Raw genomic sequence first — 13,460 nt, forward strand, 5'->3', positions numbered from 1 at the left:
GGAGGCCTGATGCGCCGCGACGAACTCGCCGCCCGCAAGGCCGAGCTGGAGGCGCGCATCGCCGCCCACCGGCGGCGCATGATGCAGGATGCGCGCGAGTGGCGCGCGGCGACGCGCCCCGTCGATGACGCCTGGCGCGCCCTCGTGCGCTGGAAAGTGCCGCTCGCGCTCGCCGGCGGCGCGCTCCTGTGGCGCCTGGGGCGGCGCGGCACGGCGCAGGCGGCGTTGAAATGGTGGGGGCGGGGGCTTGGCGTGGTCGAGGGAGTGCGGCTGGCGCACAGGGTGCTGGGCGGATCCAGGGTGAAAGGATAAACCGGGGACGGGAACAAGAAGAACAAGCCCTGCGACCAGGCGCGGCCCCATGCCGCGACGCAGGAGAAGGGTATGCAGGAGACGACTACGGCGCCGGCTTCGTCGGCGGAGCGCCAGATGCGGCATGCTTTGGCCCTGGTGCTCGCCGGCGGGCGCGGCAGCCGGCTCAAGGAGCTCACCCGCTGGCGCGCCAAGCCGGCGCTGCCGTTCGGCGGCAAGTACCGCATCATCGATTTCGTGCTGTCCAATTGCGTCAATTCCGGCATCCGCCGCATCGGGGTGCTCACCCAGTAAGCGCCGCACTCGCTCATCCGCCACCTGCAATACGGCTGGAACTTCCTGCGCCACGAGATCGGCGAGTTCGTGGCGGTGCTGCCGGCGCATCAGGATGGCGCGCATGGCGCGCAGCAGGGGTGGTACAGCGGCACGGCCGACGCCGTCCATCAAAACCTCGACATGATCGCGCGCTATCGTCCCGAGCACGTGTTCGTGCTGGCGGGTGATCACATCTACACCATGGATTACGGCCGCATGCTCGCCGCGCATCTGAACAGCGGCGCCGTGCTCACCGTGGGCTGCATCGAGGTGCCACGCGCGGTCGCGCACGCTTTCGGCGTGATGTCGGTCGATGAACACGGTCGCGTGGTGCAATTCCAGGAAAAGCCCGCCGCTCCGCCCGGCTTGCCGGGACGACCGCAGCGCGCGCTCGTCTCGATGGGAATCTACGTCTTCGACACGGACGTGCTGTGGAAAGAGATGAACCGCGACCACGCCGACCCCCGTTCCACGCACGATTTTGGTGCCGACGTGCTGCCGTCGATGATCGAACGGGGGGAGCGAGTGTTTGCCTAGCCGTTCGTGAATCAGGCCGGTCGCCCCGACTATTGGCGCGACGTCGGCACGATCGCCGCCTACTGGGAGGCGAACATGGACCTGTGCGCCATCGAGCCGGCGCTCAACCTCTACGATGCGGACTGGCCCATCTGGACGTATCAGCCGGCGCGCCCTGTTTCTCTCAGCCAAAAAGCCAGGAGCGGGGTTGCGACGACAGTGCAGGCGCATTGTGCGCGGCCCTGTGGCCGCTCATCGCACCACCCGTTCAAAACTCGTACTCGAGCTTGCCGCGCAGCGACAGGTCCGGGCTGGCGTGGTCCAGGCCGACGGCGAGGCCGGCTTCCCAGTGCAGGCGGCGGCCCGGGGCGAGGCGTTCGGTGCCCAGCAGCGCCGGGCCGAGCGCGCGCAGGTTCTCGGCGGCGAACAGCTCGATCGCCGGTTCCAGGCGCGGCGAGTAGCGGTAGCGTGCCTGCAGCGTGAGGCGCGTTTCGGGCTCGTCGTGCACGCCGGCGCCCCACTCGTAGCTGACGGCGGCGTTCAGCGTGCCGACCAGGCGTCCCCACTGCCGCTCGCCGATCAGCATCAGCGTGCCGTCCCGGCTGTCGCCGTGGTGGGCGTGCTCGAAGGAGCCGAGCACGGCCCAGTCGGCGGCGTACTGTCCTTGCTCGGTGAGCTGCCACAGGGTCTCGACTTCGTAGCCGGTTACGTCCAGCGACTCGCCATTGCCGCCCTGGCCGATCAGGTAGGCCTCGGCGAACAGGCGATCGAACAGTGTCTGGCCGTAGCCCACACGCCAGGTCTGCCCGTCCAGCGGTCCGTCGGCGTGGGCGTGCGTGAGGCGGATTTCGAGATCGTGCTCGAGCGGCTGCACGTAAGGGTGGTAGACCGTGTCGACGCCGCTGCCGTCGGCGAGCGCCGCGCTCGCCGCCAACGCCGTGGCGGTGCCGATCAGCCAGCGCCGGGTGGCGGGTTCAGTCATGGCGGGGTCTCCGGGAGAACGGCCATCGCGCCGCGACGCCGGCGACGGCGGCGGCCAGCACCAGACTGGCCGCCGACAGACCAACCTGCCACGGGCCGGGCGTGGCCTCGTAGCCGATCAGGGCATACAGCAGCTGGCCGGGCAGGCTGCCTTCCGGCAGGATGGCCGAGCTGTCCCACAGCGGCGCATGGGCCGGCAGCCAGTCGGCCTGCACCAGCAGCGCGCTGGCCTGCGACCACATGCCGGCGCCGGCGAGTGCCAGCAGCAGCTGCGTCGCCGGCCGGGCGACCGGCCGCGGCAGGCCGCGCAGCAGGTAATAGAGCAGGGCGCCGGTGCTGAAGCCGACGCCGACGCCCAGCACCGTGCCCAGCAGCAGGTCGCCGAGCGCCTGTGGCCGGCCCTGGAAGGCCGACAGATACAGCAGGACCTCCGAACCTTCGCGCGTGACGGCGCTGGCGGCGGCCGCGCCAGCCAGCCAGCCGAGTGCCGCCGGCGGCCGCTTCCGGTGGCGTGCCAGCAGGCCGATGATGCCCAGCAGCAGCGCGTAGACGAGGATTTGCAAGGCGGCGTTGACCACCTCGTAGCCGACGCCGTCGAACCAGGCCGACACGGTGCCCATCGACACCACATACGCCCAGGCGCCGGCGAGTCCCGCCAGCAGCGCCGCCGGCAACCAGCGCCCGCGCGCGCCGGCCTGCGCGCTGGCGGCGAGCAGAACGCCGACCAGCAGCGCGAACTCGAGCACCTCGCGCAGCACCACCAGCACGGCTTCGATGAGCGGCGAGTTCATCGCACCAGCAGGCGGCCCTGGGCCGTCTTGGGGTTGAATTCGCCAAAGAACGGGTAATCGCCGGGCGGCAGCGGCCCGACGAAGATGACCGCCGTCTGCCCGCCCAGGATCACCTTCTCGCGGTTCAGTTCCCAGCTCTCGAATTCCTCCGGCGTCGGGTCGAGGTTGCGCACCACCAGGCGCAGCTTGGTGTTGGCGGGGATGGTCAGTTCGGCGGGCTCGAACAGGTGATTGCGGATGGTGATTTCGAACTGCGGCACCTCGGCGCGCGCCGGCGCGGCCAGCAGGGCGGCCAGGGCCAGCAGGCCCGCCAGCGTGCGCGCCGGGTGGGGCAGGCGGCTCATGTCGGCCGCGGCGCCGGGAACAGCACGCGCACCGTAAGGCCGCTGCCGAACGGCGAGTGGTCGAACACCACCCGTGCGCCGTGTAGGTCCGCCACCAGGCGCACGATGGACAGGCCAAGGCCGCTGCCGGCCGGGTCCAGATGGCGCGTGCCGACGTGGCGATAGAAGCGGTCGAACACCCGCTCGCGCTCGGCCGGCGGCAGGCCGGGCCCGGAATCGCTGACCTCGAGCTGCACGCCGCCGTCTGCCGGCGCCGTGCTCACGCGGATGCGCCCGCCGGGCGGCGTGTAGCGGCTGGCGTTGGCGAGCAGGTTCTGCAGCAGCGTGGTCAGCGCGAAACGGTCGCCCTGCAGCGGCTGGCGCGTGCCGTGCAGCTGGATGTCCTGGCCCCTGGCTTCGAATTGCGCGTAGCTGTCGGCGATCGCCTCGCCGGCCAGCGCGGTCAGATCGAGCGGCTCCAGATGCGCCCGGTACTGCTCCGGCGACATGCGGTACAGCAGCAGAATCTGCGCGATCAGGTGCTCCAGGCGCGCCGTGTCGGCGTTCAGGCGCCGAAGCAGCGGATCGTCTGCCGGCAGCCGCCCGGCGAGGTTGTGCAGGTCCACCTTGAGCGCGGCGATCGGCGTGCGCAGCTCGTGCGCGGCGTCCGCGGTCAGGCGCCGCTCGCGGTCGAGCGACACCTCGAGCCGCTGCAGCAGGCCGTTGACGGCGCGGATGATCACCGCCAGCTCGGCCGGCGCGTCGGTGGCGTCGAGCGGCTTGAGATCGTCGGCCGCCTTGCCGGCCAGCGCCGCCGCCAGCCGGTCGAGCCGGCGCAGGCCGTGGCCGACGATCAGCCAGATCAGCAGCGCCGTCACTGGCAGCACCGCCAGCACCGCCAGCAGCGACTCGCGCGCCACGCTGTCGGCCAGCAAAAAGCGCGCATCGGCGCGTTCGGCCACCATCACCCACAGGCCGGCGGCCGGTTCGCGGCGCACCAGCACGCGCCAGCGGTGCTCGGCGAAGTTGGTAAAGCGAAAGCCGGCCTCGAACGGCGCGATCGGCGTCGCCGGCGTGTCCGCCGAGCGCAGGCGCAGTCGTCCCTGGTCGTCCCAGGCCTGAAACGCCGTGTCGCCGGCGACCAGCACCTGGCCGGTGTCGTGGCCGGCCGCCAGCAGGCCGGACAGCAGCATGGCGCTGTCGGTGAGCTGCGCGTCGAACAGCGCATCGGCCGCGTCCACCCCGGCGCGGTAGCCGTACAGCGCGGCAATGAAGCTGGTCAGCGTGATGGCCGACAGCACCGCCACCAGCAGGTAGGAGCGCAGCGAGCTCACGCCGCACGCAGGCGGTAGCCGACGCCGCGCACGGTCAGGATCAGCTCCGGCCCGAGCTTGCGCCGCAGGTGGTGCACGTGCACCTCGAGCGCGTTGCTGGCCACTTCCTCGCCCCAGGCGTACAGCTTGCTTTCGAGCGCCTCGCGCGTCAGCACCCGGCCGGGATGCTCGGCGAGCGCCTTCAGCAGCATGTACTCGCGGCGTGCCAGCTCCACCGGCCGACCGGCCAGGTGCACCTGCATGCGCGCGGTGTCGAGCCGCAGGTCGCCGATGGTGATGACGCTGCTGGACGCCTCGCCCAGGCGCCGGCCGAGCGCCCGGATGCGTGCCTCGAGCTCGCGCACGTCGAACGGTTTGGGCAGATAGTCGTCGGCGCCGAGGTCGAGCCCCGCCACCTTGTCGCTGAGCGCGTCGCGCGCGGTCAGCACCAGGATCGGCAGGCGGCTGCCGGCGCTGCGCAGGCGGCGCAGCAGCTCCAGCCCGTCCATGTCCGGCAGGCCGAGGTCCAGCACCACCAGCTCGGGTGGATCGTCCAGGGCCGCGTGCAGCGCCTGCGCGCCGTGGCGGACGTGATTGACCGCGAAGCCCTGTTCGCGCAGCGCCTGGGTGAGGGCCGCCGCCAGCGGCGCATCGTCTTCGACCAGCAGCAGGCGCACCAGCCGTGTTCCGATGAATGAAGGTGAGTGGATGCGGCGAGCGCCGCCGCGCAGGCGCCTATTCTGCGCCCGCCTTGGCGAGCAGGGCGGCGATTTCCTGCTGGCGGCCGTGGTCGGCCAGCTCGCGGCCCGGCCGCGGCGCCGCCGCCCGGGCGCGCTCGAGGTAGCGCACGGCCCCGGCCTTGCGCCCCTGCTCGTACAGGAATTCGCCATAGAAATAATTGGCGTCGATGCCGTTCGGATTCAGCTCGAGCGCCCGGCGCAGCAGCCGCTCGGCCTTGTCCTTGTCGCCGAAACCGACCGGCCAGCCCGGCACCTTGAAGTACAGCGTGCCAAGGCTGGTGTAGGCCGAGCCGTCGAGCGCGGCGGGGTCGATCGTCATCGCCTGTTCCAGATCGCGCCGGGCGGCCTTGGCGATGCCGAGCGCGCCGAGCCCGCCGCGGGCGCCGGCCAGCGTCGAGCGGATGATGCCCGACCAGACCCAAGGCTCGGCGCGTTCGGGGTAGCGCTGCGTGAGTGCCTGCGCGTCCTGCGTCAGCCGTTCGAGCGCCGCCACGCGCGGGGCGGCGCGCAGCTCGTAATTGGCCACCGCCCAGCGCTGTTGCAGGTCGGCGATCGCCGACGTCAGTTCGTCGGCGTGGGCGCCGGCGACGCCGGCCAGAAGGCACAGCGCGGCGAGGTGGCGCAGCAGGATCGATCGCAACATGGTCGCTCCGGTCAGCTGGCAAAAAAGCGCCGGATCACCGGCAGTTGGCGCTCGATGGCGCGGTCGATCAGCCCCGGCAGCAGCGCATTGATGCGCGCAAACAGCCGCTCGGCGCCGCCGATGGCCAGATACCGGCGCTCCTCGCGCAACTGGCGCAGCAGCGCCTGCGCCACCACCGCGGGCGGATCGACGCGGCTGCCGAGCGCGGCATTGAGCGCCATGACCTTGTCGGTGTTGATGGCCGTGGCGGTGGCGCGCGGCGCCAGATACAGCACGCCGACCGTGCTGTCGGCAAGCTCGCGGCGCAGCGCCTCGCCGAAGCCGCGCAGACCAAACTTGCTCGCCGCGTAGCCGACGAAGCCGGGGTAACCCAGGCTGCCGAAGGTGGAGCCCACGTTCACGACGAGCCCGCGCGGCGCGCGGCGCAGGTCCGCCAGCAGCGCCTGCGTCAGCAGCATGGGCGCGAGCAGGTTGGTGGTGATCTGTTCCTCGATCTGCTGCGGCGGCTGGTGCTCGAACTCGCCAAACAGGCTCACGCCGGCGTTGTTGACGAGGATGTCGAGCCCGCCCGGCAGCGCCGCGCAGGCCTGCTGCACGGCCGCGCGGCCTTGCGCGGTCGCCACGTCCGCCACGATGGTTTGATGGTGGTCGCCGAGTTGGCTGGCGAGCGCCTGCAGCGCTGGCGCGCGGCGGCCCACCAGCAGCAGGCGCACGCCGGCGCCGGCCAGCGCCTGCGCCATCGCGCCGCCGATGCCGCCGCTGGCGCCGGTCAGCAGCGCGGTTTTGCCGTTCAGATGCATGTTTCACCCCGATCGATACGGCGCAAGATGTCGCCGTACAGACGATAGAACATGCGCGCCGCGTGCACGATGAGCGCCTGCTCGGCCGGCTCGGTGAGGCGGTCCATGAGTCCCGCGAACAGCGCCACGTGCTCCTGGTCCAGCGCGCCGTGCGAGCGCAGGTAGCTGAAGGCGGCATCCGGCAGGCCGAGCGCGTTTTGAATGCCGCCGGCGGCGTCGCGGGCGATCGCCACCGACGTGCCCTCGAGCACCTGCACCATGCCGAAAAAGCCGAGCGGGCTCACGCGCTGCACGGTGTCGTAGGCGTAGGCCACCATCAGCTCGGTTTCGGGCGCCGGCATGCTGCGCCGCGCCGCGGTGCGGTCCATGCCGCAGGCTTCGAGATCGTCGAGCACCCATTCCTCGTGGCCGGCTTCCTCGGCGATGTACTCGATCACCGCCGTGCGCAGCCAGGCCTTGTCGTCCGGCAGGCGCGCGCCGACCGCCATCAGCAGCGGCACGGTGTGCTTGACGTGGTGATACGCCTCGGTGAGAAACGCGGTGTAGTCGGCAAGGCGAATCTCGCCGCGCAGCGCGCGGCCGAAGATGGGTGCCGCCAGCAGTTCGCGCCGGGCATCGGCGGTGGCGCTTTGCAGGTGCTGGTAAAAGCTCATGCGGTCAGATACTCCTCGCAGGTCGAATACAACGCCGCCAGCTCGGTCGCGTAGTGCGCGGCGATGGCGGCCCGGCGCGGGCGGCCGTTGCCGGTGACGAGCCCCGGCGTCGCCGCCAGCGGTGCCGGCAGGCGGCGCCAGGCGCCGATGCGCGCGTAATCCGGCAGGCGGGCGTTGGCGTGGCGCACCCAGCCGTCGATGGCGTCATCGTGGGCCGCGGCCGGCGCGCCGAGCAGCGCCACGCAATGCGCCTGCCCGCTGCCGAACACCACCGCCTCCTGCAGCAGCGGACCCGCCAGCAGCTCGGCCTCCACCCACTCGGGGCTCACGTTGCGCCCGAACGCGGTCACGATCAGGTTGTCGCGCCGGCCGTGCACGTGCAGGTAGCCGCCCGCGTCCAGGTGGCCGAGATCGCCGGTGCGGATGCCGGCCGGCTGCCAGCCGTCCGGCGCGCCGAGGTAGCCCAGAAAGCCGCCGCCGGTGACCACCAGCTCGCCGTCCGCGACCGCGACCGACAGATGCGGCAGCGGCCGGCCGGCGCTGCCCGGCCGGTCGGCGGCCGGCGTGTTCAGGCTCACCACCGAGGCGCATTCGGACAGCCCGTAGCCCTCGTACACCGGCAGCCCGCCGCGACGGGCCGAGTCGATCAGCGCCGCCGCCACGCGCGCCCCGCCCACGGCGACGAAGCGCAGCGTGCGTGGCGGTCGCCAGCCGCGGCCCTGCATCGCCACCAGCGCCAGCAGCAGCGCCGGCACCAAAATCAGGCTGTGCGGCCGATGGCGATCGATGGCGGCGGCGAGTGCCACCGCATCGAGCCCGCTGCTGCCGGCAAGGCCCACCTCGGCCAGCGGCGGCGCCAGCACCTCGCCCTGCGACAGCAGCGGCGCGTACACGCCGCCCACGTTCTCGAGCAGCGTCGCCAGCGGCAGCAGGCACAGATGGCGCACGCCCGGCAGGTCCAGCACCTGCGCGAGCGAGCGCGCCACGCGCTGCGGATGGCCGGCGCTGAGGCACACGCCCTTGGGCGTGCCGGTGGAACCCGACGTGAAGGTGATCTTGGCCGTGCCGGCGGGCATGTCGGCCGGCTGTGCCGGCAGGCGCCAGAGCGCCAGCCCGGCGAGCCCGCCGGCCGCCGTGGCCGCGCCCGGCAGCGGGCAGCCCGGCCAGGCCAGATCAGGCGCGGCGAGCGCATCGCAGCCCGCGGCCTGCAGCGCGTAGGCCGTCTGCTGCGGCGCAAAGAACAGCGGCAGCGGCACCAGACACACCCCGGCCAGCAGGCAGGCGAGATCGATCACCACCCAGGCCGGGCCGTTGTCCGCCCGCAGCGCCAGACACCGCACCCCGGCACGGCGTAGCGTGTGGGCGGCCTGCTCGGCCGCGGCGAGCAGCGCGCCGGCGTCGAGCGCCTGGCGCGCGCCGACCAGCACCGGCGCGGCATCGCCGCGGCGGGCGCGCAGGGCGAGCGCGTGCCACACCGCAAGGCTCGCGCCGGCCGTCATCGCAGCGCCTCGCCGATCCGCGCCAGCGCCGGCGCGTGCGCCTGCGTCAGCGCCACGAGCGGCGCGCAGCGGCGGATGTGCGCCGCGCCGGCGGCAAGATCGCCGGCCATCACCTGCGGCTCGGCTTCGTAATAGCGGCCCCAGGCGGCGCTCGCCCCGCCAAGACGCGTGGGATCGGCCGCCGCCAGCGCGTCCAGCGCAAAGCCGAGGTCCTGCACCAGCGCGCGTACCTGGCGCGTGGCGGTGAACACCAGCCAGCGAAAACCGGCGCCGCGCAGCGCCTCGATCAGCAGCGTGATCAGCACCTGCCCGGCACGGCGGCTGGAGGTGGCGAGGTTGCCGATCTCCACCACCTGCGCGCGCTCGACCGGCTGGCGCATGGCGGCCGCCACCGCCGCCTCGACCGGCGCGTCGAGGTAGTGCTCCAGGAACAGCGGCTCGGTGTCGGCCGGGCGCAGGCCGAGCGCCCCGACGCAGCCGCCGTCGTGCTCGGCCGAGAGCAGGTGCGGCAGAAAGCTGTCGATGCGTGCCCCGTGGCAGCGCGCATAACGGCGGGCGATGTACGCCTCGACGGCGGCGCGGGCCGGCTCGGCGCGGTACATGCGCACCGCAAGTCCGTGCGCTGGCGCCGCAACGGGGCGGGGGCAACTGCTCATCGGCGGCTCCAGTGGCGTGACCGGAAGGGCCACGCCGGCCACCCTAGGACGGACGGCTTAACGGCGACTTAAGGAAACGCTTTCGACGACGTAGGAGCGGCTTCAGCCGCGAACGCGTGCCTGCTGCTGGTGGGGGGGGATTCGCGGCTGAAGCCGCTCCTACATGTCGCTCCTACATATCTGTAACCGGGGCGATTGGCCGCCGACATCGAGCCGCGGCCCGGCGGGTTACGGCTGCGCCTGACCCACCCGACACCGGCCTTAAGCACCAGTTAAGCCGGCGCGTTTAGGATTTCGCGCCTTTTTTCCGGTGGAGTTCCGCCGCCATGACCACGCCGCCGCCCAAGCTGTCGTTTTCGGAAAAATACGACCGCGACCACGCCCGCGCCTACGAGAAAAAACACCGCACCGGCCTGCGCCGGCGCCTGACCACCTGGCGGGAAATCCAGCTGGCGCGCCGCGCGTTGCATGCGGCCGGCGATCCCGCGTCGGTGCTCGACATGCCCTGCGGGGCGGGCCGCTTCTGGCCCATGCTGGCCGAACACCCCACGCGCCGGCTGCTGGCCGGCGACCGCAGCCCGGCCATGCTGGAGGCCGCCCGCGCCGCTGCCGCCCCGGCCCTGCTGGCGCGTTTCGAGTCGGTGCGCGAGCTCGACGCCTTTGCGCTCGACCTGCCCGACGATGCCGTCGAGCACATCCTGTGCATGCGCCTGCTGCACCACATCGCGCGGCCGCAGGACCGCCTGCGCTTGCTTCGCGAGCTGCACCGGGTGGCCAGCCGCGGCGTCACCGTCAGCCTGTGGGTGGATGGCAACCTGCAGGCGTGGCGCCGTCGGCGGCTGGATGCGCGCCGCCGGCGTGCCGACGTGAACCGGGTGGTGGTGCCGCGGGCCACCATAGAGGCCGAGTTCGCGCAGGCCGGCTTTCGCGTGCGCCGGCACTTCGACGTGTTGCCCGGCTGGTCAATGTGGCGCTTCTATCTGCTGGACAAGGTCTGATCGCGCGTCGTGTGTTGGTACAGTGCCGCCGCTCGCGGCCGCTGAACGGCGGCGAGGCGACGACCAAGGGAGGCTTCGCGCATGACCCGTCTGCTGGGTTTTCTGTCTGCCGTCGTGCTGGTGGTGCTGGTTGGGTTTTTCCTGATCTACAACCACCTGGTCACGCTGCGTAACCGCGTGCGCAATGCGTTTGCGCAGATCGACGTGCAGCTGCTGCGCCGGCACGACCTGGTGCCTAACCTGGTCGAGACCGCCCGCGCGTATCTCGAGCACGAGCGCGCCACGCTGGAGGCGGTGATCGCGGCGCGCACGGCGGCGGTCGGCGCCAGCCAGCGGGCCAGCGCGCAGCCCGGCGACGCCGCCGCGCTGGCGGCGCTGGGGCAGGCCGAGGCGGCGCTCGGCGGTGCGCTCGGCCGGTTGCTGGCGGTGGCCGAGCAGTACCCGGACCTGAAAGCCGACGCCACCATGGCGCGCCTGTCCGAGGAGCTGGCCTCCACCGAGAACCGCCTGGCGTTTGCCCGGCAGGCCTACAACGACGCCGTGATGCGCTACAACACCGCCATCGAGCTGTTCCCGCACCTGTTGGTGGCCGGCCGCATGGGCTTTGCGCCGGCCGGGTTCTTCGAACTCGACGACGCCGCCGTGCGCGCGCTGCCCAAGGTCAGTTTTTAGGGCAATGCCGAACGATCCGTCCTCGGGATCGGTCGGCTCGCCGGGCCCGGCGAACGCCGATCGCCCGGCATTGGTCTAGCCGGCTGCACTGACGTGGATTTTTTCGCCTACCAGCAACAGGCGCGCCGCCTGAGCGCGCTGCTACTGGTGCTGTTCGCGCTGGCGGTGCTGGCGCTGGTGCTGGCGGTGGCCGCGCTGGTCGGCGCGTTGCTGGTGGCCGGCGACCTGCAGCACGGCTACCGGCGCCTGACGGACGTGCCGGCCGCGGTGTATGGCTGGACCGCTGCCGGCACGCTGACGCTGATCGGCGCCGGCACGCTGCGGCGGATGTGGCAGCTCGGCGCCGGCGGACCGGTGGTGGCGCGCCTGGCCGGGGCGCGCTGGGTGGCGCCCGATGCCGCCGACCCGGCGCGTCGGCGTCTGCTGAACGTGGCCGAGGAAATGGCCGTCGCCAGTGGTCTGGCCATGCCGCGCCTGTACGTGATGGATGAGGAGCCCGGCATCAACGCGTTTGCCGCCGGGCGCGGCCCGCGCGATGCGGTGATCGCCGTCACCCGCGGCTGTCTGGAGCGCCTCGAACGTGACCAGCTGCAGGGCGTGGTGGCGCACGAATTCAGCCACCTGCTGCACGGCGACGGGCGGCTCAACATCCGCCTGCTGGGCCTTTTGCACGGCATCACCGCGCCGGGCGCGCTCGGCCTGTGGCTGATGCGCTCGGCCGTGCCGCCGTCCGGCGGCCGCGGGCGCGGCGAGCGCAGCGGCTTTCCGGGCCAGTTGCTGGCGGGGCTGGCGCTGGCGGCGGTGGGCTATCTTGGCGTGCTACTGGCGCGGCTGATCCGCGCCGCCGTGTCGCGTCAGCGCGAGCACCTGGCCGACGCCGCGGCGGTGCAGTTCACGCGCAATCCGCGCGGTCTGGCCGGTGCGCTGCGGCGTATCCGCGACGAGGCCGGCGGCGCCCGGCTGCGCACCGCGCAGGCCGAGGCCTTCAGCCACATGCTGTTCGCCACCGCCCCGCGCTCCTGGCTGGACCGTCTGCTGGCCACGCACCCGCCGCTGGACGAGCGCATCGCGCGCATCTACCCGCCGTTTGCCCGCCGCCCGGCGCAGACGTCGCCCCAGCCGCCTGCCGCGCCGCCGCGCGCCGTAACGGCGGACGCGCTGCCGGGGCTGGTGGGCCGCGTCGATGCGCTGGGGCTCGGCTACGCCGCCACGCTGCTCGACACCATCCCGGCGCCGCTGCGCGAGGCGACGCGCAGCGCCGCCGGCGCCGGCGCGCTGCTGGCCGGGCTGCTGGCCGCGCCGGACACCGACGTGGCGGAGTTCGCGCGCCGGCTCGGGACAGAGGCGGCGCCGTTCGCCCGCCAGTTCGGGCAGGCGGCGTGTCGCCTCGGTCCCGCCGCGCGCCTGCCGCTGATCGACCTCGCGCTGCCGGTGCTGCTGGCGCAGCCGGCGCCGTGGCGGGCCGATCTGCTGGACGCGCTGCACGCGCTGGCCGGGCAGGGCGCCGACGTGTGGCCGGTGCTGGCCCTGCTGCGCCATCACCTGGTACCGCCGGCGCGGCGTCGCGGTGGCGCCCGGGCCTGCGAAAACGACATCCGGCTGGTGCTGCGCACGCTCGCCGACTGCGCCGACGGCGGCGCGGCGGATGCCTACGCCGCCGCCTGCGGCCGGCTGGGCGTGGCGCCGCAGCCGGTCACGGCCGAGCGCGCCGCCTTCGAGGCCGCCCTCGAGCGCCTGGCCGGCGCGCCGCTCGCGCAGCGCCTCGGCCTGCTCGCGGCCGGCGCCGTGGCGGTGGGCCACGACGGCGTGGTCGAGGTGGACGAACTGGAAACGCTGCGCCTGATCGGCGCCGCGCTCGACTGCCCGCTGCCGCCGTTGGTGGCGGGATAGTCGTTCAATCGAGGCGGCGACGGGCGCCGCCACCTCGACACCCTCAGCCGTACTTGCTGCGCAGCGCCTTCCAGCGCCGGCCGCACTCGCGTGCGCCCTGGTCGATATGATCCGGGATCACGTGGTAGGGCGGGCGGATGGGGCCGGCCTTGCAGTAGCCGGCCTCGTCGAAGCGGATTTTTTCGAGCTGGATGTTGTAGGACGCGAACTCGGCCATGCCGCCCGGCGGAAAGAACGTCTGCATGGTGTGGCCGATGTCGGCATCGATGGCCTTGGCGCGCGCCCAGTCGCCGGCGGCGATCGCGTCGCGCAGCGCCAGCGCCGGCTCCGGCCCCATGCTGGCCTCGGTGGCCCAGAA

The 13,460-nt window shown here is 72.9% G+C and carries 14 protein-coding genes and 2 pseudogenes; 5 read left to right on the plus strand and 11 right to left on the minus strand.

Features of this window, described 5'->3' with window-relative positions; all coding sequences use genetic code 11:
• Together PHC73_RS05260 and PHC73_RS05265 are read left to right on the plus strand one after the other, a co-directional pair.
• A partial coding sequence (locus PHC73_RS05260; RefSeq protein WP_300125332.1) for a YqjK family protein occupies positions 1–312 on the plus strand: 312 nt, incomplete at its 5' end.
• Between the two features lie 72 nt (positions 313–384).
• A pseudogene (locus PHC73_RS05265) lies at positions 385–1,308 on the plus strand (sugar phosphate nucleotidyltransferase); the annotation flags it as partial.
• A gap of 103 nt (positions 1,309–1,411) precedes the next feature.
• Here PHC73_RS05265 and PHC73_RS05270 read toward each other — a convergent pair.
• Genes PHC73_RS05270 through PHC73_RS05315 form a run of 10 tightly spaced genes read right to left on the minus strand, consistent with a single transcriptional unit; the run spans position 1,412 to position 9,542 of the window.
• Positions 1,412–2,125 carry a hypothetical protein gene (locus PHC73_RS05270; RefSeq protein WP_300125335.1) on the minus strand — a complete coding sequence of 238 codons (714 nt, stop codon included), beginning with the start codon at positions 2,123–2,125 and terminating at the stop codon, positions 1,412–1,414.
• Positions 2,118–2,915, minus strand: coding sequence for a hypothetical protein (locus PHC73_RS05275; RefSeq protein WP_300125338.1), 798 nt, complete (start codon positions 2,913–2,915; stop codon positions 2,118–2,120). Before PHC73_RS05275 ends, PHC73_RS05270 begins: the two co-directional genes overlap by 8 nt.
• Positions 2,912–3,259, minus strand: a complete 348-nt coding sequence (locus PHC73_RS05280; RefSeq protein WP_300125340.1) for a cupredoxin domain-containing protein — start codon at positions 3,257–3,259, stop codon at positions 2,912–2,914. Before PHC73_RS05280 ends, PHC73_RS05275 begins: the two co-directional genes overlap by 4 nt.
• Positions 3,256–4,572 carry an ATP-binding protein gene (locus PHC73_RS05285; protein ID WP_300125343.1) on the minus strand — a complete coding sequence of 439 codons (1,317 nt, stop codon included), beginning with the start codon at positions 4,570–4,572 and terminating at the stop codon, positions 3,256–3,258. Before PHC73_RS05285 ends, PHC73_RS05280 begins: the two co-directional genes overlap by 4 nt.
• A complete protein-coding gene (locus tag PHC73_RS05290; RefSeq protein ID WP_300125345.1) occupies positions 4,569–5,228 on the minus strand; it encodes a response regulator transcription factor in 660 nt (219 codons plus the stop codon). The genes PHC73_RS05285 and PHC73_RS05290 overlap by 4 nt, the downstream gene beginning before the upstream one ends.
• Positions 5,229–5,286: 58 nt before the next feature.
• Complete coding sequence (locus PHC73_RS05295; protein ID WP_300125346.1) at positions 5,287–5,934, minus strand: tetratricopeptide repeat protein; 648 nt, start codon at positions 5,932–5,934, stop codon at positions 5,287–5,289.
• An 11-nt stretch (positions 5,935–5,945) separates the two neighbouring features.
• The gene (locus tag PHC73_RS05300) at positions 5,946–6,734 is read right to left on the minus strand and encodes an SDR family oxidoreductase (protein ID WP_300125349.1); all 789 of its coding nucleotides are present in this window, start codon (positions 6,732–6,734) and stop codon (positions 5,946–5,948) included.
• Positions 6,725–7,387 carry an iron-containing redox enzyme family protein gene (locus PHC73_RS05305; RefSeq protein ID WP_300125352.1) on the minus strand — a complete coding sequence of 221 codons (663 nt, stop codon included), beginning with the start codon at positions 7,385–7,387 and terminating at the stop codon, positions 6,725–6,727. Before PHC73_RS05305 ends, PHC73_RS05300 begins: the two co-directional genes overlap by 10 nt.
• A complete protein-coding gene (locus tag PHC73_RS05310) occupies positions 7,384–8,886 on the minus strand; it encodes an AMP-binding protein (RefSeq protein ID WP_300125355.1) in 1,503 nt (500 codons plus the stop codon). The genes PHC73_RS05305 and PHC73_RS05310 overlap by 4 nt, the downstream gene beginning before the upstream one ends.
• Positions 8,883–9,542: a thermostable hemolysin gene (locus PHC73_RS05315; protein ID WP_300125358.1), complete on the minus strand. Its 660-nt coding sequence runs from the start codon at positions 9,540–9,542 to the stop codon at positions 8,883–8,885. The genes PHC73_RS05310 and PHC73_RS05315 overlap by 4 nt, the downstream gene beginning before the upstream one ends.
• Before the next feature lie 326 nt (positions 9,543–9,868).
• Between PHC73_RS05315 and PHC73_RS05320 the strand changes: the two genes are divergently transcribed.
• The 3 genes from PHC73_RS05320 (at position 9,869) to PHC73_RS05330 (ending at position 13,102) form a co-directional block, all read left to right on the plus strand.
• A complete protein-coding gene (locus PHC73_RS05320; protein WP_300125361.1) occupies positions 9,869–10,540 on the plus strand; it encodes a class I SAM-dependent methyltransferase in 672 nt (223 codons plus the stop codon).
• Positions 10,541–10,621: 81 nt separating this feature from the next.
• Complete coding sequence (locus tag PHC73_RS05325; RefSeq protein WP_300125363.1) at positions 10,622–11,212, plus strand: LemA family protein; 591 nt, start codon at positions 10,622–10,624, stop codon at positions 11,210–11,212.
• 93 nt (positions 11,213–11,305) lie between these two features.
• Positions 11,306–13,102 (plus strand): M48 family metallopeptidase, encoded by a 1,797-nt coding sequence (locus PHC73_RS05330; protein WP_300125365.1) that lies wholly within the window; start codon positions 11,306–11,308, stop codon positions 13,100–13,102.
• Between the two features lie 43 nt (positions 13,103–13,145).
• On the opposite strand, the pseudogene PHC73_RS05335 reads toward PHC73_RS05330, so the two are convergent.
• Positions 13,146–13,460 (minus strand): annotated as a pseudogene (locus tag PHC73_RS05335) (aldolase); the annotation flags it as partial.

The sequence above is a fragment of the Immundisolibacter sp. genome (assembly GCF_028696615.1).
Taxonomy (GTDB): domain Bacteria; phylum Pseudomonadota; class Gammaproteobacteria; order Immundisolibacterales; family Immundisolibacteraceae; genus Immundisolibacter.

Coding starts and splice junctions, on each gene's coding strand:
- PHC73_RS05270 (WP_300125335.1), bottom strand. CDS start 2,125: ATGACTGAACCCGCCACCCGGCGCTGGCTGATCGGCACCGCCACGGCG.
- PHC73_RS05305 (WP_300125352.1), bottom strand. CDS start 7,387: ATGAGCTTTTACCAGCACCTGCAAAGCGCCACCGCCGATGCCCGGCGC.
- PHC73_RS05320 (WP_300125361.1), top strand. CDS start 9,869: ATGACCACGCCGCCGCCCAAGCTGTCGTTTTCGGAAAAATACGACCGC.
- PHC73_RS05295 (WP_300125346.1), bottom strand. CDS start 5,934: ATGTTGCGATCGATCCTGCTGCGCCACCTCGCCGCGCTGTGCCTTCTG.
- PHC73_RS05310 (WP_300125355.1), bottom strand. CDS start 8,886: ATGACGGCCGGCGCGAGCCTTGCGGTGTGGCACGCGCTCGCCCTGCGC.
- PHC73_RS05280 (WP_300125340.1), bottom strand. CDS start 3,259: ATGAGCCGCCTGCCCCACCCGGCGCGCACGCTGGCGGGCCTGCTGGCC.
- PHC73_RS05325 (WP_300125363.1), top strand. CDS start 10,622: ATGACCCGTCTGCTGGGTTTTCTGTCTGCCGTCGTGCTGGTGGTGCTG.
- PHC73_RS05315 (WP_300125358.1), bottom strand. CDS start 9,542: ATGAGCAGTTGCCCCCGCCCCGTTGCGGCGCCAGCGCACGGACTTGCG.
- PHC73_RS05275 (WP_300125338.1), bottom strand. CDS start 2,915: ATGAACTCGCCGCTCATCGAAGCCGTGCTGGTGGTGCTGCGCGAGGTG.
- PHC73_RS05300 (WP_300125349.1), bottom strand. CDS start 6,734: ATGCATCTGAACGGCAAAACCGCGCTGCTGACCGGCGCCAGCGGCGGC.